This is a genomic window from Psychrobacter immobilis, assembly GCF_904846065.1.
In the GTDB taxonomy this organism is placed as follows: Bacteria; Pseudomonadota; Gammaproteobacteria; order Pseudomonadales; family Moraxellaceae; genus Psychrobacter; species Psychrobacter immobilis_H.
In genome coordinates, this window is the sequence record NZ_CAJGZV010000001.1 from 1,601,928 (window position 1) to 1,621,445 (window position 19,518).

At 42.6% G+C, this 19,518-nt stretch carries 19 protein-coding genes and 2 pseudogenes; 7 read left to right on the top strand and 14 right to left on the bottom strand.

Going from position 1 to position 19,518, the window contains the following annotated elements; all coding sequences use genetic code 11:
• Positions 1–102 precede the first annotated feature (102 nt).
• Positions 103–600 (top strand): hypothetical protein, encoded by a 498-nt coding sequence (locus JMW64_RS06670; RefSeq protein WP_201553769.1) that lies wholly within the window; start codon positions 103–105, stop codon positions 598–600.
• A gap of 165 nt (positions 601–765) precedes the next feature.
• Positions 766–1,083: pseudogene (locus JMW64_RS06675) on the top strand (IS1595 family transposase); the annotation flags it as partial.
• Positions 1,084–1,252: 169 nt separating this feature from the next.
• Here the strand turns inward: JMW64_RS06675 and JMW64_RS06680 are convergent.
• From JMW64_RS06680 to JMW64_RS06690, 3 genes are all read right to left on the bottom strand, one after another.
• Positions 1,253–2,806: a M16 family metallopeptidase gene (locus JMW64_RS06680; protein WP_201553770.1), complete on the bottom strand. Its 1,554-nt coding sequence runs from the start codon at positions 2,804–2,806 to the stop codon at positions 1,253–1,255.
• 69 nt (positions 2,807–2,875) lie between these two features.
• A complete protein-coding gene (locus JMW64_RS06685) occupies positions 2,876–4,387 on the bottom strand; it encodes a M16 family metallopeptidase (RefSeq protein ID WP_201553771.1) in 1,512 nt (503 codons plus the stop codon).
• Positions 4,388–4,471: 84 nt separating this feature from the next.
• Positions 4,472–4,636 carry a hypothetical protein gene (locus JMW64_RS06690; protein WP_157908393.1) on the bottom strand — a complete coding sequence of 55 codons (165 nt, stop codon included), beginning with the start codon at positions 4,634–4,636 and terminating at the stop codon, positions 4,472–4,474.
• 866 nt (positions 4,637–5,502) lie between these two features.
• Between JMW64_RS06690 and ftsY the strand changes: the two genes are divergently transcribed.
• Positions 5,503–6,414: a signal recognition particle-docking protein FtsY gene (ftsY, locus tag JMW64_RS14260; protein WP_226914676.1), complete on the top strand. Its 912-nt coding sequence runs from the start codon at positions 5,503–5,505 to the stop codon at positions 6,412–6,414.
• Positions 6,415–6,492: 78 nt separating this feature from the next.
• On the top strand, positions 6,493–7,065 hold the full coding sequence (locus JMW64_RS06700) for a methylated-DNA--[protein]-cysteine S-methyltransferase (protein ID WP_201553772.1): 573 nt from the start codon (positions 6,493–6,495) through the stop codon (positions 7,063–7,065).
• Between the two features lie 101 nt (positions 7,066–7,166).
• On the opposite strand, the gene JMW64_RS06705 is transcribed toward JMW64_RS06700, so the two are convergent.
• The gene (locus tag JMW64_RS06705) at positions 7,167–7,916 is read right to left on the bottom strand and encodes a YebC/PmpR family DNA-binding transcriptional regulator (protein WP_060491175.1); all 750 of its coding nucleotides are present in this window, start codon (positions 7,914–7,916) and stop codon (positions 7,167–7,169) included.
• A 401-nt stretch (positions 7,917–8,317) separates the two neighbouring features.
• Between JMW64_RS06705 and JMW64_RS06710 the strand changes: the two genes are divergently transcribed.
• A complete protein-coding gene (locus JMW64_RS06710) occupies positions 8,318–9,148 on the top strand; it encodes an ion transporter (RefSeq protein ID WP_045446426.1) in 831 nt (276 codons plus the stop codon).
• 48 nt (positions 9,149–9,196) lie between these two features.
• Here JMW64_RS06710 and JMW64_RS06715 read toward each other — a convergent pair whose 3' ends face one another.
• Both JMW64_RS06715 and aroQ read right to left on the bottom strand, forming a co-directional pair.
• Positions 9,197–10,498, bottom strand: coding sequence for an ABC1 kinase family protein (locus tag JMW64_RS06715; RefSeq protein WP_201553773.1), 1,302 nt, complete (start codon positions 10,496–10,498; stop codon positions 9,197–9,199).
• Between the two features lie 134 nt (positions 10,499–10,632).
• Positions 10,633–11,169, bottom strand: coding sequence for a type II 3-dehydroquinate dehydratase (aroQ, locus tag JMW64_RS06720; protein ID WP_201553774.1), 537 nt, complete (start codon positions 11,167–11,169; stop codon positions 10,633–10,635).
• Positions 11,170–11,646: 477 nt separating this feature from the next.
• On the opposite strand from aroQ, the gene JMW64_RS06725 reads away from it, so the two are divergent.
• Positions 11,647–11,862, top strand: a complete 216-nt coding sequence (locus JMW64_RS06725) for a cold-shock protein (protein ID WP_011513806.1) — start codon at positions 11,647–11,649, stop codon at positions 11,860–11,862.
• A 292-nt stretch (positions 11,863–12,154) separates the two neighbouring features.
• Positions 12,155–13,309 (top strand): DEAD/DEAH box helicase, encoded by a 1,155-nt coding sequence (locus JMW64_RS06730; protein ID WP_201553775.1) that lies wholly within the window; start codon positions 12,155–12,157, stop codon positions 13,307–13,309.
• Between the two features lie 149 nt (positions 13,310–13,458).
• Here the strand turns inward: JMW64_RS06730 and JMW64_RS06735 are convergent, their stop codons facing one another.
• From JMW64_RS06735 to JMW64_RS14140, 8 genes and pseudogenes are all read right to left on the bottom strand, one after another.
• Positions 13,459–14,361, bottom strand: a complete 903-nt coding sequence (locus tag JMW64_RS06735) for a sulfite exporter TauE/SafE family protein (RefSeq protein ID WP_201553776.1) — start codon at positions 14,359–14,361, stop codon at positions 13,459–13,461.
• Positions 14,362–14,568: 207 nt separating this feature from the next.
• The gene (ccoS, locus tag JMW64_RS06740) at positions 14,569–14,865 is read right to left on the bottom strand and encodes a cbb3-type cytochrome oxidase assembly protein CcoS (RefSeq protein ID WP_201553777.1); all 297 of its coding nucleotides are present in this window, start codon (positions 14,863–14,865) and stop codon (positions 14,569–14,571) included.
• Positions 14,866–14,990: 125 nt separating this feature from the next.
• Positions 14,991–15,764 (bottom strand): YdcF family protein, encoded by a 774-nt coding sequence (locus JMW64_RS06745; protein WP_201553778.1) that lies wholly within the window; start codon positions 15,762–15,764, stop codon positions 14,991–14,993.
• Entirely contained in the window at positions 15,754–16,860 is a 1,107-nt protein-coding gene (murB, locus tag JMW64_RS06750) for a UDP-N-acetylmuramate dehydrogenase (protein ID WP_201555058.1), read from the bottom strand. Before murB ends, JMW64_RS06745 begins: the two co-directional genes overlap by 11 nt.
• Positions 16,861–16,994: 134 nt before the next feature.
• Positions 16,995–17,492: a low molecular weight protein-tyrosine-phosphatase gene (locus JMW64_RS06755; RefSeq protein ID WP_201553779.1), complete on the bottom strand. Its 498-nt coding sequence runs from the start codon at positions 17,490–17,492 to the stop codon at positions 16,995–16,997.
• 206 nt (positions 17,493–17,698) lie between these two features.
• Entirely contained in the window at positions 17,699–18,139 is a 441-nt protein-coding gene (locus tag JMW64_RS06760; RefSeq protein ID WP_201501170.1) for an RNA-binding S4 domain-containing protein, read from the bottom strand.
• A gap of 125 nt (positions 18,140–18,264) precedes the next feature.
• Positions 18,265–18,999: an FMN-binding negative transcriptional regulator gene (locus JMW64_RS06765; protein WP_201553780.1), complete on the bottom strand. Its 735-nt coding sequence runs from the start codon at positions 18,997–18,999 to the stop codon at positions 18,265–18,267.
• A 29-nt stretch (positions 19,000–19,028) separates the two neighbouring features.
• Positions 19,029–19,190 (bottom strand): annotated as a pseudogene (locus JMW64_RS14140) (excalibur calcium-binding domain-containing protein); the annotation flags it as partial.
• Positions 19,191–19,518 lie beyond the last annotated feature (328 nt).

Below are 19,518 nucleotides of genomic sequence, written 5' to 3' on the forward strand. Positions count from 1 at the left end.
CAATTACGAATTGATTGGCATGGTTGTGAAAGTAACTTTTATACGAGTGTGAATATAAGAGTGCGCAAACAACGAATCCACGTGCTAATTATAGTGACGCCGATGGCTTTGCTTTTTATACGCGATAACCACTTAATTCCCCCTAATCCCAACATTTACGAAGGACTGTTTGAAATGTTAAAAAGTGCCATTAAAGAGACTGAATTAGAAAAAATCGATATCATATTAGTAAAAAATATTTTAGAGATCGGCATTCAAGACGATTATGCTGACAAGATAGCGGCTGATTATATCGAGACGTTAGCCCGCGCAAAAAGTGATAAAAACAGTCTCTTATATAAATCATCTAAGGTAAAAGAGTGCTATAGACAGTCGGATCTGCATAAATCTATCAATCGTATTATTTATAAGATCGAGCCTTTAAGGGTTGCTATTATGCGTGAAAGTCTAGCATTGCAGCAGGCAGTGGCTGAAGGCAATAAAGAGATAGCTGATGAGATTATTAAGGTTGTCGTTAGAATGAAGCTAGAAAAAAGTAAGCTTGAGAAAAATCTTAGCGCACTTATGGGTAACGTAAAAAAGCTTCAGCTCGCTAGCTAATAAATTAGGGCGTGTTGAACATTGGCAACGTCATCTAAGAAAGCTAAAAACCCTTTATGCTATGCGAAAAATAGTATAAAGGGTTTTTAGCTTTCTAACTTGCGACTTATTCATATGACATATCATATGAAATAGCTGTATTGTAAGTATTACAAGAATCAGATTACCCTAATGCCCGTTATCAAGCGTAAAATCAAGCCTGACAGCTTTGTTTATACTGATAGTTATCGAATTTACCATGCATTGGATGTGAGCGAGTTTAAACACCTCAGAGTCAATCACTTTAAAGAGTTTACTTGCGGTAAAAGCAATCACATCAATGGCATTGAGAACTTTTGGAATCAGTCTAAACGAACACTCAGAAAACATAATGGGATCGATAAGAAGCATTTCCATTTATTTTTGAAAGAGTGCGAGTTTAGGGCTAACTATGGCGCACCGTCTAATCAGCTTAAGATACTAAGAATATGGTGTGATATTTAATCCTTATCTATTACAGCCCCTTATTTTTTGTATGGACAACCCACTATCTACTTTTAGTACCACTCATAAACAGTGCTACTCATAATTTATTAAGACTCATAAAGAGTGCCAACCTATAAAGAAATGCTGGGCAATACTAAATAGTGTTGCCCAGCATTTCTTTGTGCGGCTATTTATTGGTCTTTTTATCTTTCCAAGGATTCTCTTGTCCAACGGTGACAATCAGGAAATCATCAGGTTTAAGGGTATCACGCATGGTTTGATTGACTTCTGATAGCTTTACTTGATCAACACGTTTGACATAATCAGTCAGATAGCTGTTTGGTAATTGATAAAAATTCATCATCCCAAGTAAGCCATTAATTCCTGCATTGCTCGCAAAACCCATCGGAAAGCTATTTTTAAGATTGTCCGTCGTTAAGCGCATCTCAGTGCTGGTGATACCTTTTTCTAAAGTGTCATTGATAACGTCTAAGCTGGCATCAATGGCCGCGCGCGCCTTATCATTGCGCGTTGAAAAACCGATTTGGTATGGTCCTCGTGCCAGCATGGGATTCATAGAGCCTGATATGCCATAAGTGTAGCCCAAGTTTTGTCTAATCTCAGTCATGAGTCGCGCATTAAAATCACCGCCCGCAAGTACCTCATTACCAACCGCAAAATTGGTTTGCTTCTGCTGAGACTGGGGATCGGTGGCACGCTTATCTCCCAATTGTCCCATGAGTACGGTGGTTTGAGTACTTGGAAAGGGGATATGAATGTGCTTTGCTTGGCTCAGTGGTTTTGGTTCAGGCAGCTCAGTTGCAGGCTGACCCTTCGGTAATTTGCTAGTGATATCTTCAGCCAGTTTTTTTGCTTGCTCTAAGGTTAGATTACCAGTGATGGCAACAGAGGCATTTGCTGCGACCAAATAGCGGTTTTTGAAATCTATTAGCTGTTGCTTTTCGATAGTAGGAACGCTTTCAAGTGTACCCGCTGATGGATGGGCGTAAGGATGCTCGCCATACAATGCTTCGCTAAATGCGATGCTAGCAAGGCTGTTGGGATCTTGTTTTTGCTGCTGCAAACCAACCAATAATCGTGCTTTATTACGTGCTAGGATGCTGTCGTCAAAAGCGGGTTCGCTGAGCATCTGAGTCATTAAATCAACGGCTGGAAGTAAATGCTTATCATCAGATAAGCTACGTAGCGAGACAATAAACATGTCTTTATAAGCACTACTGTTTAGATTGATGCCCAAGGTTTCGACAGCACGAGTAAATTCATTTTCGTCTAAGCGTTTAGAGCCTTGCGTCAACATAGTGGCAGTCATATTAGCAATACCAAAACCTGTGTTACTAATACTGCCATCACGGGCGCTACCAGCGTTAAAACGCAAGTCGATATCGACAATCGGTAAGGCTGTTGTTTGTACAAAACGTACGGGAACGCCTGCCTTGGTTTTGAACTGCTGAATCGTTGGGATGGTAACGGTTAACGGTTTATCATCGTCAAGGCTGGTTAGCTTTGATAATGCAGCAATCGGTGCGCTGGTATCCACTGCCGCAGAGCCACGATATTCTTCAGCACCTGTTGTGTTTGCTTGTGCTGTCATCGTCAACGTTGTTAGACCTAGCAAGATGCCAACACTAAGATGCGACAGTTTTTGCATGGTGGCGGTTGCTGAGGGTATTGAGCTGCACACTTTTTTTCTATTTTGCAACAAATCACTATTTTGAGTCATGGTTTTCTTCTTATAAATAAGGTCTTTATGATTGGCGCTTGTATCGAATAAAGAGCTAACACGGCACGATTATTTCTCTGTCGCTGCTTGGTCTTTAGGTGGGATGACATGCATCACTGTTAAATTGTCCTTTACCAAATATTTTTTGCTAGCAGCTTGTATGTCAGCAATCGTCACGTTATCGAGTTTGGTTGGCAATTCAGCAAGCAGCGTATCGTCGAGACCGATAGACTGTAATGAGCCAATCATCTGCGCCTGACCTTCCATACTGTCTTGCGCATAGACGAGCCCTGTGACCGTATTGGTTTTGGCACGCTCGATTTCATCGGCAGCGATGGGATCGGTTTTGAGCTTTTCTATTTCAGCCATAATGGCTTGTTGTGCTTGCTCTAAGCTGACACCTTCACGTGGAGTCGCTTGTATTAAAAACAGTCCATCGCCACGATCTAGTAAGTCATATGAAGTGCCCACCGTGGTAAGTAGACCTTGCTCGCGTATCAGTCGACTCTCAAGGCGGGCAGAGAGACCACCGTCTAATACATCTTGAGCCAGTGAGAGCGCATAAGCTTGTTTTTCATTAGCTGCACCAGCAGTGACGAGACTGGGTACGTTATAACCCATTAACAATACTGGCACTTGTACGGCTTGCTCGGAGTCGACTTTCTGATAGCCACGGAAGCCTTTTTGACTGACGGCAGGACGTTTAGGTAGATCGCTTGGTGTTAGCTCACCAAAGTAACGTTTGACTTGAGCCAACACTTCTTGCGGCTTAACGTCGCCAACGATGACTAACGTTGCATTGTTTGGTGCGTACCATGTTTTATACCAGTCTTTTAAATCTGTAAGGGTAATGGATTCAAGCTCATCCATCGGACCAATAACGGATTCGCCTTTTGGACTATTCGGGAGTGCCAATAAGCGAAATGACTCATAAGCCTTAGCAAGTGGATTATCATCAGTGCGTTGGCGGCGCTCCTCCATGACCACTTGGTGCTCTTTGGTAAATTCCTGCTCATTAAAAAGTAGGTTTTTCATACGATCCGCTTCTAGCTCTAATGCCAAAGGAAAACGGTTGGCAGGGAATAGCTCGTAATAGCCCGTATAGTCGTAGCTGGTAAACGCATTATTGACGCCGCCAAATTTAGCAATCAAGCGCTCATAGTCGTCGCTCGAAACGTTAGTAGTGCCTTTAAACATCATATGCTCAAGCAAATGCGAGATGCCCCCTTTATCCAGTGGCTCATCTGCTGACCCAACTCGATACCAGATTTGAGTCATTACCACAGGTGCGCGATGGTCTTCTTTTACCACTACCTTTAGACCGTTTTCTAATTGATATTCGTGTCGACCTGACATATCCATGGTCAATGCTGATGAGGGCTGAATGTTTTGACCTGATTTAGCTGTGTTTAGCTCATCTTTACCCAAGGTATTTTCAATGACTGGCTTCTGAGCAGTCGACAATGTGTTGGCGTTGATAGTGCTGGTTTGGCAAGCAGCAAGAGTCGTTGCTATTGCTAAGGCACAGGCAAGACGTAGAGAGGCGGTAGGTAAGGGCGACGGTGATAAAGGCAGTGGCATGGTATATTCTACTTATATAAAATGGCAACTTGTAAATTGATCAGTGGTTAGATCACTCTAAATACTAGCGATAGATAGCAGGTTTTATAAAGATTTATGTGCCCCAACCATCACACTGGCTGTTGGCTTAAATTCTTGGGTGGTATTGCATCCTGTCGCAGATAGCACCAGTGTCGCTACTAATAAAGCTGCGCTGATGCTGATTGCTTTTTTACCGTACGTTTTGTCAGTGTTAGATAGTGATGGCATAGATAATTCCTAAAAATGAGGATTGAGTGAGCGATAGTGAAGTAATTGTTAAGTTTTAGAATAAGGCTTGTTCTACAATAAACTCTGGTAGAGTAGGCGAAGTTTAGCATGTGTAAGGTCAGATTTTTGTTGCCAAATCTTAAGCGAAACTTTCTAAAGAGATGGTGTGACTTGCCAGATTTGCAAAAATTGACGATAGGCTATGATGGTAAGGTCTGAGCACAACTCGAATTATGATAAACTAGGCTAAAAATTGACTGTCGTGGGTCATGATCCATGACAAAAACATGACGACATACCAACCCATTTAAAATAATCAAATAACTGACCGTGATAACTTTTAGGGCAAGCTTATGAATAACTCCAATAATAGCAGTCGTGTAATCATTAATCTCGATGGCAATCTTGATGACTTAGATGACGATGATATTACCTTACCCAGTCTGCCTTCGCAATCTGTGCCTATTATCGATGAGAAAGAAGATGCAGGCTCTATCCAAGCGCCCAATGATAAAAGCATCGAAGGTCAGCAACAAGACAGCAAAATAAACAAAGATGTCTCAAGTGCTGATGCGGCACAAAACATTGCTTTGGGTGCGCCAATTGTGAGGACAGAAGAGCAAAGCACGTCTAAAAACGCCTCTGAAAGCTTTATAAGCGCTTCCTCAACTGATAACGATAATAATAAAAATATTGATACTAAGCTTAGCACTATTTCTACTGCCCCAACCATGCCATTACAAGAGCAACTTGGGGATAGCCCAAACGTCAGTCCTGCAAGTAGTGCGATACAAGCGACCACTCAGCCAGAAATCGAATCTACAGAGCTGCAAGAAAACAAGAAAAAAGGCAGCTGGTTTAACCGCATGAAAACAGGGCTAAGTAAGTCGCGTAAAAATCTTGCCGAAGGTATGGTCAGTATTTTGATCGGTGGCAAAGAGATTGATGATGAGCTATTGGAAGAAGTTGAAGATCAACTGCTGGTCGCCGATATCGGTGTCAACGCGACCAATCGTATTATCAAAAGTCTGACCGAGCAGACAGACCGTGGTGATTTGATTTATGCACATTCATTATATAAAGCGTTGCAAACTGAATTGGTTGATATTTTAACCCCAAAAGTCGCACCACTCATTATTGATACCAGCAAAAAACCTTTTGTTATCTTGGTCGTAGGCGTTAATGGTGTGGGTAAAACCACGACGATTGGTAAACTTGCCAAGCGCTTACAAGGCGAAGGCAAATCCGTCATGTTGGCGGCTGGTGATACGTTCCGCGCTGCCGCGACTGAACAGCTACAAATTTGGGGTGAGCGTAATAACATTCCAGTCGTCGCCCAAGGTCATGGCTCTGACAGCGCCTCTGTTATCTTTGATGCCATGCAGTCTGCCAAAGCAAAAAATATCGATGTATTAATCGCTGATACTGCTGGACGCTTGCAGAATAAAACCCACCTGATGGCAGAGCTTGAAAAAGTGGTACGCGTCATGCGTAAAGCTGATCCAAGCGCACCGCACGAAGGTATGATTGTGCTTGATGCTGGCACGGGTCAAAATGCGATTAATCAAGTAGAACTCTTTAACAAAGTCGTACCATTAACGGGTATCACCATTACCAAACTAGATGGCACTGCGAAAGGTGGTGTGGTCTTTAATATTGCTGAAACCACGGATGTGCCGATTCGCTATATTGGTGTTGGTGAATCGATCGATGATTTACGTGCCTTTAGTCCAAAACAATTTGTCGCCGCCTTATTTGAGACCGATGATAAAGAGTAGCGCTCGATAGGTCATTTTAATAGATCATTTTAGTCGATTAACGATTTTTGAAAATATCATCATTTGAAAGGAAGTATCATGATAGTCACCACAGCCGCTTTTGGGGCACACCAGCTAACGTTAATTGCGAGTGTCAATGAGCATAGTCGTCCTCAGCTGGTTGAAGTCAACTGGCTGCAAGCGGGTGACTCTTGGCACAGTTCAAAATCTATTCCTAAACTTAAAAAGCATTATGGGCTTGTCGATCAGAGCTTTACGTTCATCAATGAGGACAGCCTAAGCGAAAATGAAACTGCCCAAGCGCTACTCATAGAGACTATAGCGCAATTAAAATCGTATTTTAAAGGTGATCGTCAGGCATTCGATTTGCCATTAGATATAAGCTTAGGAACCAAGTTTCAGCAACGAGTTTGGGAAGCGTTACAAGATATTGGCTATGGCGAAACAATAAGCTACGCGACACTGGCACAAAATGTCGCTAGTCCCAAAGGGTTTCGCGCGGTTGCTAATGCTAATAGTAAAAACCCTTTTAGCATTATCGTTCCGTGTCATCGTGTCATTGCTAGCGATGGTAAGCTTGGTGGCTATACAGGCGGACTAGATAAGAAAACATACTTGCTAGCTCTCGAAGGTGTCACTTGCAAAACCTAGTAGGAGCGAAGCGTTCGTCACATATTGCTAAACAAAAAAAGCCAAACGTTTTAAACGTTTGGCTTTTTGATGTGTGAGACATAAAGGCTTGCTGGATAAAACTATTGCTCGAGCTGGGTCATTACGTCAGCAGAAAAGTTCACATTGCTATAAACCTCTTGCACATCATCGATATCTTCTAACATATCAATCATTTTCATGACTTTTAGTGCATCATCGACATTGTCTATTTCAGCACTGGTAGACGGTGCCATGGTCACTTCAGCATTGTCAGAGACCAAACCTGCAGCATTAAGCGCATCTTTAACATGACCGAAATTTTCCCATTCAGTGATGACGAGCAAGCTGTCACCATCATTCTCGATATCAAGCGCGCCTGCATCTAATGCCACTAGCATGACTTCATCTTCTAGGCTTGTATCATTAAAGATGATTTCACCACGCTTATTAAATAGATAAGCGACCGAGCCAGTAGTACCCAGATTGCCTTCATTTTTGGTAAAGGCGTGGCGTACTTCACTGACTGTTCGGTTAAGATTGTCAGTCAAGGTTTCGACAAGTACTGCGACGCCGCCGATACCATAGCCTTCATAGCTTACTTCGTCCATATTGTCATTGTCATCACCGCCTGTACCACGAGCTACTGCACGGTTGATGGTGTCTCGTGTCATATTGACAGATAGGGCTTTTTCAATGACAGCACGTAGGCGCGGATTCTTGTTAGGGTCAGGATCACCTTGCTTGGCAGCAGAGACAATTTCACGAATAATTTTAGTGAATACTTTACCTTTTACCGCATCCTGACGGGCTTTACGGTGTTTAATATTTGCCCATTTTGAATGGCCTGCCATATAACATCCTTAAGTTTTGCGTATTATTTATTGTGCTTAAAACAAGTGTTTAATAACAATCTTTTACTATGAGTGTGTCATGAATAAGAGTATTTATACATTTTAAGATTTTTCAATCTGCATGATGACACACCTCAGATCACCTGTTTCTATGATATAGCTTGCACTATCTCTTTAAAGTAACAGAGCTACCGACACGTTAACGATTTGTATTTTGTTGAGAGTGCTTTTTTGCTACACTGTGGCAACTTAGTGATTGTATTCACATGTGACCTGTGAGCAATATTATAAACCAATTTTATCTATTTTGACTAACTTGGCCTTATCCAGCGTATTTTAAATCATTGGTTGCCATCAAGCCATTAATTTTATATCGCTACTGACTCGATACTACTGACTATATGAAGCAACCGACGGCTGAAGCCATTACCCACCTGCGCAACCGCATTCATATTATTATTGAAGGCACAGATACCCGTTTGGGTAAACTTTTTGATATTGTATTATTGATTGCGATTTTGACCAGTGTGGCTGTGGTCATGCTTGACAGTGTGCTATACATGCGCCTGCAATATGGCACTATATTCTTCTATGCTGAATGGTTTTTTACCATTTTATTCACGATAGAGTATGCGCTCAGGTTGTTTTCAGCGCCTAACCGGGTGCGTTACGTCTTTAGTTTTTTTGGGGTAGTCGATTTATTGTCTGTGCTACCAAGTTACCTAAGCCTTATGTTTGTGGGGGTACAGTATCTATTAGTGATACGGGTTTTGCGTATTTTACGTGTGTTTCGCGTACTCAAGCTCAAAGCTTATATGCAACAAGCGGGATTTTTGGCCTCGGCGCTTAAAACCAGTCAGCAAAAAATCACGGTATTCTTTTTGTCGCTGGTATTATTGGTCACGATTTTCGGCTCGATTATTTACGTGGTAGAAGGCCCTGAAAATGGCTTTACCAGTATTCCGCTGTCTATCTACTGGGCAGTCGTCACCATGACCACGGTCGGTTACGGTGATATGTCACCCAAAACGCCGTTAGGTCAAGCGATTGCGAGCATGGTCATGATTACGGGTTATTCGATTATTGCAGTGCCAACGGGGATTTTTACTTCTGAGCTGGCACGTAATATGCGTCCGCAACTCAATCCCGTCACCTGTCCTAATTGTGGCAAGTTCGGTCATGCCATTGCAGCAGAATTCTGTGATCGTTGTGGACACGCTTTGCATATTTAGTAGTGTTTGTGCGTTGTCTGCTTTCGTAAATATTTATATTTTATATCGTTATACATCAATGTATTCACTAACGAGCGGTGATAAGTCAATTTCAACACCGAGGTTGACTAAGTTCCAGTATTGTCCTGACACTGTGCGATCTAGCATCATGGTGGTTGCAGAAGGTTGGAATTGACCAAAGTACTTCAACGACGTCCGCATTTGAGCAATGACTTCGTGATGAACTTGACTTTGACCAAAATCAAAAGCGCCTTGTTGATAAGGTTGAATAGACAGAGGCTTTAGCCCAATGGATAGCCATTTCTCATAAAACTCTCCGGGGATATTTTTATCGTCAACACGGCGAATATCAAGAGCGATGAGGTCCTGCTCAAGGGCAGTCACATCTCCTTTAATGGCATGCTTAGCAAAACGGCGGAACAATTGAACTTCGCTGTCACTATAGCTACGAATACCGCCAAAATCATAAGCCACCACACTGCCATCTTTGCGAAAGGCAAAGTTGCCAGGATGTGGGTCACAGTGCATACGGTATAAGCCAAATAGTTGTCCTGCGGTAAAGTGGAACAGGCGCTTGGCTATGTGTTGTTTGATATCATTGTCCCAAGTCGCCGCGACGGTTAGGGTTTCTCCCATCTCTTCTGTTAGGGTTAAAATCCGTTTAGAAGAGTGGCTACTAATGACTTTAGGAATGATAAGACCTTTGTCTTCTGCATGAAATGCGCCAAACACTCGTAAGTTATGCGCTTCTTTAATATAGTCCAATTCATCATGTAAACTTTGGCGAATCTCGTTGAATAGTTGCTCTTGCAACTGTTTGCTCATATTGAGCACACCCGCGATTTTCAGTGCCATGCGTACTTGTTTGAGATCACTATCACAGTTTTCATCGACATCAGGATATTGAACTTTAACCACCACTTTTTGACCAGATGGCAAAACGGCTTTATGCACTTGACCGATGGAAGCCGCCGCAAACGGTGTTTCTTCAAATTCGCTAAATAATTCTGCAACAGGCGCTTTAAGCTCGCGCTCGATTTGTGCACGTATCTGCGCATAGGGCATGGGCGGCGCATCTTTTTGCAGCTTTTCTAATGCTGTCGCCACTTCTGGTGGGAACACGTCTTTATATTGCGAGGCAATTTGTCCGACTTTCATCACCGCGCCTTTCATTTCACCCAACGTTTCGGCTATCTGAATGCCCACATCTTGCATCAGCTCTGAGCGTGCTTGCAAACGTTTTTCTTCGTCACTTGAGAGGTGCTTAAATGAGTTTTTAGCTGCTTTGCCGGCAATGCTTGCTGTCATGCCAGCCAATTTCATAAAGCGCTTTCCAGACGATTTTGCCATTCATATCACCATGTAGTGGATTGTTTGCTCAGTCATAATTTTAGTATTTTAGTCAAACAATTGCTGTTTAACTCGTGTGCTATTGATAAAGTATAGTTATACAATTCATGATTTTCGGTAATCAGGATTAAGCATTAATCGCTGATTGTGACAGAGTAGAGGCTATCAAGCCAGTAGGACAATGCCATTTGATAACCCAGATGCCCCAAACCACAAATAACACCGACGGCGACATCGCTTAGATAAGAATGATGGCGAAAAGGCTCGCGCGCATGCACATTGGATAAGTGTACCTCGATAAACGGTTTTTGTGTGGCCAAGAGCGCATCACGTAACGCAACCGAGGTATGAGTAAAGGCGGCTGGGTTAATGATAATGGCATCTACTTGCAGCGTGGTATCCGCTAAAAGTCCATGATATTGAATGTCATCTATCAGATTACCTTCATGATTGGATTGTATACATATCAATTCAATACCGTACTGAGCTGCACGTGCGATCAGACGTTCCTCGATATCTGCTAGTGTCGTATGACCATAAATCTCAGGTTCGCGCTTACCCAATAAATTCAAATTGACCCCATTAACGAGCAATAACTTATGAGTGAGTGTTTTATCGGCATTTTGCTTTGAAGGCGTGACGGTTGGTATAGACTGAGAAGGAGAGGTCATAATGGTCTCTATAACGATGAAACGAGGTTGAGGATTTATTATTTGTTATAAGGTTTAGATACTGTATAAGCATGAAATGGCATAAGCGTAAAATTGCACAGTTTAATCAAACCTTTCTCTTTATGATAACAGCTTGATGACGAGGTTATAAAAAAATTACATGAAAAATAAAGCTAAAGCCAAAAAATCATGTTAAAAGTCTTTATGTTGCTAAAAACCCGTGCTATGATATTTTTTATGCAATAATTATTGCAAGTTTGTTGCTACTGCCGAAGTAGAGCAATCAGTAAGGCAGTCGTTATGTTTGTAAATACTCACTGTGTTGGTACATACCGTTATTTGCTATAGGTGCGATATGTAGATAACAGTAGTGAGGATAGTACTCTTAAGTTTTTGATTTCATCATCTTAGATCCCGTTTATATGCAATGTTGCAAAGGAATTTGGGGCTAAGCGGACTTTTTTAGGAAGCAATATTATGTCAGCTCGTGAGCAAGGTATCGTTAAGTGGTTTAATGACTCAAAAGGCTTTGGCTTCATTCAACGTGACAGCGGAGAAGATATTTTTGTCCATTTCCGCGCGATTCAAGGTGATGGCTATCGTTCTCTAAAAGATGGCGAAAAAGTCGAATTCAGCGTAGTAGAAGGTGATAAAGGCCTTCAAGCTGAAGAAGTCAGAAAAGTAGAAGAGTAATCTATCCAGTCATTAGAGCGGTTTAGCTATAATGTCTGTAGACACTACTGATATACTACTGAGTCAAGCCCGTTTTATCTTACCCATGTTGAGTCAAAATCAGCATGTTTGGTGGGATTAAGCGTTAGGCTTGGCTTTTTTTATGCCCGTATCTCAGTCAGCTATATATAGATTTCATATTATTGTTGCTGCTTAATTTAGACAGCAATATAACGGGTTATCATGAGCTTATTTATCATGAGTCTACTTATTATTAGTAATGAACAAGTGATTAATTTAAAAGGATATTTTTTTGAGTAATTTTACCACGTTTACTGATTTGCCACTTTCAGCACCGACCTTACGTGCCGTAAGCGATCTAGGTTTTACGGCATTAACGCCCATACAAGCACAAATATTACCGCATACGTTGGCAAATCAAGATGCTATTGGACAGGCGCAGACGGGTACTGGTAAGACGGCAACCTTTCTATTGACTATTATGGAAGCCTTGCTTAAACGTCCTTTCAGCAATGATGAAGAGCGTTATTTGGGTGAGCCACGTGCCGTTGTTATGGCGCCCACTCGCGAGCTTGCTCAGCAAATATTTGATGATTGTATCGCTTTGACCAAATATACTTCGCTACACAGTGTTTGTATTATGGGTGGCACCAATTATGAGACTCAGCAGCATGAGCTTGAGCGTCAATACGTTGATATTTTGGTCGCGACACCTGGTCGTTTGATTGATCTTGCCAATAAAGGCATGGTCTATTTAGATCGAGTGGAAGTACTGGTGTTAGATGAAGCAGATCGAATGCTAGATATGGGTTTTATCCCTGACATCAAGCGTTTGGTCGGTCGGATGCCAGCCAATACAGACCGTCAAAGCTTACTGTTTTCTGCCACCTTTAACCAAGATGTGATGAATCTAGCCTATCGCTGGTTGCATGAGCCGCAGTTTGTTGAAATCGAGCCAGAACATAAAACCAGTGAGTTAGTCGATCAGCACTTTTACTTACTGACAGAAGATCAAAAATTAGAAGCGTTGCAGCGTATCATCAGTGATACGGCAGTGGATAAAGTGATTGTCTTTGCCAATCGTAAAGACCAAGTCAAGCGTCTCTATCATAAGCTGCGTCAAGCGCATAAAATTGTGATGTTGTCAGGCGATGTCATTCAACAAAAACGCGAAAAGTATTTACAGCGTTTTAAAGATGGTCATGCTTCTGTCTTGGTGGCAACTGATGTCGCAGGACGCGGTATCCATGTCGATGATGTTAGCCACGTGGTTAATTATACCTTGCCTGATCAGCCAGATGATTACGTGCATCGTATTGGTCGTACGGGTCGTGCTGGACAAACAGGCATCAGCATTAGTTTTGTGAGTGAAGATGATGCTTTTAATATACCAGCGCTAGAGAAGCATTTAGATACTAAGTTTACCCTTGAGCAGTGGCAAGAATAGTGATTTATAAGCCGTCAGTTCTACGATAGTGTACAGCTATCGGAATCATAAAAGCCCTTAACATCAATCATGATGTTGAGGGCTTTTTTATATGATGGATTTTGATGTTAAATGATTTTATATTTTAACAATATCTATTGTCGATGATTCTATTGAGCTTGTTGCATCATTTCAGAATGTTCATCGTGGTTCATGTTGATCGCGCCATCACTCATATCATGCATACTATGATCCATATCTTGGGGAGTTGTGCTGTTATCAGTTGGCATCATATGATGGCTGCTGTGATCCATATTTGTATCCATCGGCATATCCGTCATTTCTGAATCGCTCATTTGCATATGATCGCCTTGCATATTGGACATATCATGCCCACCATGCATGCTAGACATTGCTATAGGGACAAACACAACGGCTAAGCCAGATAATACCATGACAGCGCCATTAAGCTGTCTCAAGCGAAAACGTCCAATCTTGTCACGTAACCAGCCAACGGTTTCGTGCGTGGCGACTAGCATCGGTACGGTTCCTAAGCCAAACACAAACATGAGTGCTGCACCGCTTAGTGGATTGTGAGCGACTACTGCAATCAATAATGCACCGTAAACCAATCCGCAAGGCAAAAATCCCCAAAGCAGTCCAGCCGTTAATGCTCGCGGAAAGGTATTGAGTGGAAATACTTTTTGACGAAGTGGGCTGAGATATTGCCAAAATCGCATACCAAAACGCTCAAGATTTTTTAAAAATGGTGCGCCAAGCATGGTCACGCCAACGAATACTAACACCAAGCCTAGCAAGATACGTGGCGTACTGTTACCTTTCATTAAGGGTTCTAGCACAGTGGTGCCAATCAATCCTGCCATCAAACCTAAAAATGCGTAACTGGTCAAACGACCTAAATGGTAAGTTGCCACAAGAGCACGGCGTTTGGTCGGGCTGACGTCTTTCATCGATAGCCCAAATGCTGTCACCAGACCGCCACACATGCCTAAGCAATGCGGTGAACCAAAAAATCCCATTAGTAGTGCCGCAATAAGTAAAGCGGTGGTCATGGGCGATTCTCCTAAAAAATGAAAAGCAAACCTACGCATATAATCGGCATTTAACCAACACTTAACAGTAGGCTGCGCAGATAGTCCAAGCCTTGATAAGTGGTTATGGCATCCACCTCGTTCAATGTACTAAGTCGTACTATTTGCGATCGGTTGCCATATATTCACACTTTCAATATCTTCTACTATAGATAAGGTGGCTCAATGCTAGATTTTTGGCTGTTTATCAAGGTCAGCATGATCAATTGACTCTATATCAGGATGGCTCACCTTATCATCAGCGACTATATCAGTCGCTGTGGTATCGTCATTCTGTGAAATAGGCGCTGAGTAATCATGAGCCTGTATGGTTTGCCGTCGCTCTTGGCGATCATCCAATATGATGCGCTGTGATGCATTGTCCAAATCTTCAAACTGGTTTGATTTGACCGCATAGCGTACCGCCCAGATGGCAACCACAAATAGCATGAGACTCAATGGAATTAACAAAAATATACTGAGCATGGTAACTCTCTTAAATAGCATTTTCTTTTATTATTATACACTCATCATAAGTATAGTGGATGACCGGTAGAGATTAGGGTTAGTTCTCAGAAGATATTGAACTGGCTACCTGCTTGTATTTAACTTTATTCGTCAGGTTTTTTTGCTGCGTTACCTCTAGGGGTTAACAGCTGCTGTGAGGTCACGTCGTTGGCATGACGACAATTCATTTGAGGACGTATCACATCGCGTAAATAAGCGGCAACCTCATAAACAGCGCGTCGAGAATGACTTAAGTTTTGCGCAGGTTTCATCCAGTCACGGCTCACTGGTAAAGGGGCGCTAAGTGGTGTGCTATTGATACCGTTTAAGGCAAACTGTCTACGAGCACGTGCCATATGGTAGCTGTCAGTAATGAGATACACATGACGCAATGGAATACGTTTGGCGGTAAAACGCGCATTTTCGCAGGTATTCATACTGGCATTTTCGCTTATCAGCCCATCAATACCATGCTCAATGAGCCATTGACCGAGCCACGGCGCTTCAGCACCGCTTAGTACAATAGGTAGGGGTAAGTCGTGATAAGCGCTGGCAGCGGTACGGGCACGGTTGAGGCTGTAGCTATTAAGAATAATTTGATTGTCATGATCATTGGTTAGTCCGCCGCCTAACACCACATAAGCGGTAGGCGGTGAACTCAAGGCAGTAGAGGGTAGGCTGGGCAATGGCAAAAGCGTAAATAGATAAACAATCGCTTGGGAGAACAGCGGCGTGAATAGACTGATGAGTACTAAAATAACAGTCGTTGAACCAAGTAAAAAGGTAATATTAATAATGCGAAATAGTTTTATCATACGCTCAGCTGAACGCAGGTAATAACGCCATAGTCGCTTAGATAATAGCCGCTTAGACCACATGCTCATCATACCCAATAGAGCCGTCAGTATTTACCCAAACTGGCTCACGCGCTAACTGAATTGCAAATTTTTCATAAACCGTATCGACGATATGTCGTTGGGCATCTGCTACATCATCTTGAGTGGCGTGATAAGGGGCATGATTGGTCAGCACCAAGGCTTGATGCTGATGGGTGACAATCGGTGCAATACCACCACCTTTCAAGCCTGTCTGTTCAATCAACCAGCCTGCCGCAACCTTTACCATGGCATCAGGCATAGCGTAGCCGACGATAGTAGGGTAGGTCGATTGTAAAGCAGTAAAGTGCGATTGAGAAATAATGGGGTTTTGAAAAAAGCTACCACAATTTGGCAGCTGCTTGGGATTAGGGAGTTTTTGTTGACGAATATCGATAATCGCTTGCATGATATCCGCAGGCACTGGCTGCGTACGATAGTCTTGCTCGGCATAGCGTTGTGAAACGGTTTGCACATCACCATAGCTGGCTAGGATTTTGGTTGCATCGGTATGTAATCTGAATCCAACACAGCTGATTAACCAAGTGTTAGGTGCACGTTTAAAAATGCTGTCACGATAGCCAAACTTGCAGTCGGCGGCTGTGAGATGATGCCAAGTTTGAGTGGGTAAGTGATAGGCTCGTACATACTGTAAGCAGTCTTCTAGTTGGACACCATAGGCACCGATATTTTGTACGGGTGCTGCGCCAGTTAGCCCCGGGATTAGTGCCAGATTTTCTAGCCCATACCAACCTTGACTGACCGTATATACCACCAAGTCATGCCAGTTTTCACCTGCCATTACTGCGATATCGACGTGGCTATCTGTCTGAGCGGTTAGGCTGATACCGCGCATTTCGGGCTGCAATACGATAGCATTCAGATGCGCTGGTAATAATACATTGCTACCGCCAGACAACACAAATAATGGCTTATTTTGCGCTATGTCTTTTGTATAATTTGCCATAAAATCGTCAAGCTGTGCTTCAGCCGTCAGTGTCACGACAGTATCCGCAACACATGCTAAGGCCATGGTATTACCATGTGACAAATCGACTAATTCACGGGTCAATAAGCCTGCTGGCAAATCAGTGGTCATGGCAAATTGAGTACTAGAATCCAAGCGTGAAACTGAGGTCATAACATAGCCCATGTGGCAGATAGATAATGGATTACACAGTGTTTATTATAAAGGATGAAAGATAAAAAGGTGGCAGAAAGTTAGCTTTATCGTTAGCAAGCTTTCCAGCTTTCAATCCACGCTTGTGCGCTTGACTCAATACGCTCGATCACTTCTTCAAAGTCATCACCATCGCCTTTATAAGGATCTGGCACATCGTCGCCGCCATAAGTAGGATCTTCTTCACTAAATAAAGCCAACTTGGCCAAATTGTCTTCTGTCTCTATCAAGCTGTCTTTGATGGCTTGTAAATCAGCTAAATTCTGTGTATCCATCGCTAGAATTAAATCAAAATCACGAAAGTCATCGGCACTGACTTGGCGTGCGACCAGTTTATTGATTTTATAACCATGCGCTTTTGCATGGCGTTGCGAGCGAGTGTCGGGCGCATGACCAATATGCGAGTCACTCGTTCCCGCTGAATCTACTTTGATTGACAATCCAGCAATCGCTGCTTGCTGACGAAAGACTTCTTCAGCCGTTGGCGATCGGCAAATATTTCCCAAACAAACCAATAATACAGAAGATGGGGTACAGGTTTTCATCAGCATAATATGACCTTGTATAACAAAAAAACATGCTATAAGAGACCGGCATGTTGGTGCGGCTTTTATTAGCATGCAATTAATTAAGTAAATCGGCTGTCAGCGTAACGTTTAATGCCTTGAATGGCAAGAGTAGAAGCTAAACAATACGGTCATCTGTTCACGAATTTTCGATGATATTATTTATAATCTAAGGTCGTACTTTGACCAGCTTATTCTTGTTTGTGCTTAAAGCGTTGAAGGTCACGGCGCTCTTTTTTGTTGGGCTTATTATCAGGCCGTGCAAGATTGGCAAGTTTGCGCTGCTCAGCATGATAAGCGCGGCGCTCTTCGCTTTCTTCAGTCTCTGAATACAAGACTTCAGCGGCGAGCGCATTACCACGTTGCGCCGTTAGTGCTTCAACGACGACGGTCTTTTCAGTCATGGCAGTGGCTGAGCCTTGACGAATCTGTAGTTCATCGCCAATCATAATCTCTTTACTGGTCTTTACGCGGCTACCCGCATAATGTACCCGTCCGCTTTCGATGGCTTCTTTAGCAAGGTTGCGAGTGCGATAAAATCGTGCTGCCCACAACCACTTATCGAGACGCATACGCACGACATCAGGTTGGCTATGGTTAGGCTGATTGTGGTTTTTGTTGTGTTTACTCATCAAAACCTCATCGATATCCATAAAGTAAGATAATAATAATGGTGGCTTTTTTGCAAATTGAAAGAGCCTTGCGCTATCAAAATGTTTAAAAATAGATTTTTATGGTAAAGAGAGAAAGTCTCGTCTTAGCCATTATTCTGATTGGCAACTTTCATCGCCATTTCTGCCGCATCATTTGTCTTTAACTGCGCTAAACCATTAATCACACCTGTGATATTTTCTACGGTTTTATTTTGGCTTAATTTAAATTGGGCTTGTATAGAATCGATGGGCAGCTTAAAGCCAATAATCCCTTGGCACATAGCATCGATATAAGTAGCAGGTGCCTCATCTAATGACCAAGGATGGTCGGATAGCACCTCTTGCCGTGCAGTCATGGTTGCTAATATCCATTTCAGCGTATCGGCGTCTTCAAGCAGCTCAATTTTAGATTGAATATGGACACTTTGATAGTTCCAAGTGGGCACTTCTTTATGGGTTTTCGCTTTGCTAGGATACCAGTTGGGGCTGATATAGTGTCCAGAATCTTGAAAAATAATTAACCACGCAGTATCTGGTAAGGTGTTCTGATAAATAGGATTTTTACGACCGAAATGACCGTAAAGATAGCCGTGCTGAGCATTAGAGTTAATATCAGAACCAACACCAACACCAACACCAACACCAACACCAACACCAACACCAACACCAACACCAACACTAGCATCAGGCATAAAGTTATCGTTATGCCAGAAGAGCGGTATATGGCAGGCTTCGATGCCATCTTTGGTTTGAGCAACCAAGGTCGCTAAGGGGTTGGCTGCGATAAATCCAATAATGTTTTCTAGGTTTTCTTCGGCAAAAATAGCAGGAGTATGCATGCTGTTCTCAGTTTATATTTGATATAAAATCAGTGACACCATTGCTGCTCACATGGGATACCATCATTATTACCATCCATTTTGGTATTCGGGCAGTGTTGTACAAAGTAAGTGGCTTCTGCGCATGACGTCATCTGAGAGCAATGCTTCCTGCCATCACAGGTAAAGCTTGATGCTGATGCTGACGACGTGAGTACTGGTTTTACTACCGAGACTGATGTTGACGTTGCATCTGAGTCGACGTACGTTGGCGGTATATCATCCAGATCAGTTGAGGTAAAAGCAGCGTCAACTGGAGTATCAGTCGCAACGTCAGCGATAGGGTTACTGGTCGTGTTTTTAGGTTGCAGCACCTTATAACCCAAAAGTGCTAAAACCAGTAATAATACAAAGATCAATATCTTTTGAGTCACGGTTTACCACCTCATCATGGTCGCTATGAATTAATAAAAGCTACCAATGCATAATCACTGTTCATTTATCAATGGCGGATTTTTGATAATTAACAAACAGCCATTG

What these genes read in the sequence shown, in the direction of transcription:
- murB (WP_201555058.1), bottom strand. Translation starts at nt 16,860, where the DNA reads ATGACCACTGATTTGCCAGCAGGCTTATTGACCCGTGAATTAGTCGAT.
- ccoS (WP_201553777.1), bottom strand. Translation starts at nt 14,865, where the DNA reads ATGCTCAGTATATTTTTGTTAATTCCATTGAGTCTCATGCTATTTGTG.
- ftsY (WP_226914676.1), top strand. Translation starts at nt 5,503, where the DNA reads ATGAAAACAGGGCTAAGTAAGTCGCGTAAAAATCTTGCCGAAGGTATG.
- JMW64_RS06690 (WP_157908393.1), bottom strand. Translation starts at nt 4,636, where the DNA reads ATGCCATCACTATCTAACACTGACAAAACGTACGGTAAAAAAGCAATC.
- JMW64_RS06700 (WP_201553772.1), top strand. Translation starts at nt 6,493, where the DNA reads ATGATAGTCACCACAGCCGCTTTTGGGGCACACCAGCTAACGTTAATT.
- JMW64_RS06745 (WP_201553778.1), bottom strand. Translation starts at nt 15,764, where the DNA reads ATGTGGTCTAAGCGGCTATTATCTAAGCGACTATGGCGTTATTACCTG.
- JMW64_RS06705 (WP_060491175.1), bottom strand. Translation starts at nt 7,916, where the DNA reads ATGGCAGGCCATTCAAAATGGGCAAATATTAAACACCGTAAAGCCCGT.
- JMW64_RS06710 (WP_045446426.1), top strand. Translation starts at nt 8,318, where the DNA reads ATGAAGCAACCGACGGCTGAAGCCATTACCCACCTGCGCAACCGCATT.
- JMW64_RS06715 (WP_201553773.1), bottom strand. Translation starts at nt 10,498, where the DNA reads ATGGCAAAATCGTCTGGAAAGCGCTTTATGAAATTGGCTGGCATGACA.
- JMW64_RS06680 (WP_201553770.1), bottom strand. Translation starts at nt 2,806, where the DNA reads ATGACTCAAAATAGTGATTTGTTGCAAAATAGAAAAAAAGTGTGCAGC.
- JMW64_RS06685 (WP_201553771.1), bottom strand. Translation starts at nt 4,387, where the DNA reads ATGCCACTGCCTTTATCACCGTCGCCCTTACCTACCGCCTCTCTACGT.
- JMW64_RS06735 (WP_201553776.1), bottom strand. Translation starts at nt 14,361, where the DNA reads ATGACCACCGCTTTACTTATTGCGGCACTACTAATGGGATTTTTTGGT.
- JMW64_RS06670 (WP_201553769.1), top strand. Translation starts at nt 103, where the DNA reads ATGGCTTTGCTTTTTATACGCGATAACCACTTAATTCCCCCTAATCCC.
- JMW64_RS06760 (WP_201501170.1), bottom strand. Translation starts at nt 18,139, where the DNA reads ATGAGTAAACACAACAAAAACCACAATCAGCCTAACCATAGCCAACCT.
- aroQ (WP_201553774.1), bottom strand. Translation starts at nt 11,169, where the DNA reads ATGACCTCTCCTTCTCAGTCTATACCAACCGTCACGCCTTCAAAGCAA.
- JMW64_RS06765 (WP_201553780.1), bottom strand. Translation starts at nt 18,999, where the DNA reads ATGCATACTCCTGCTATTTTTGCCGAAGAAAACCTAGAAAACATTATT.
- JMW64_RS06755 (WP_201553779.1), bottom strand. Translation starts at nt 17,492, where the DNA reads ATGCTGATGAAAACCTGTACCCCATCTTCTGTATTATTGGTTTGTTTG.
- JMW64_RS06725 (WP_011513806.1), top strand. Translation starts at nt 11,647, where the DNA reads ATGTCAGCTCGTGAGCAAGGTATCGTTAAGTGGTTTAATGACTCAAAA.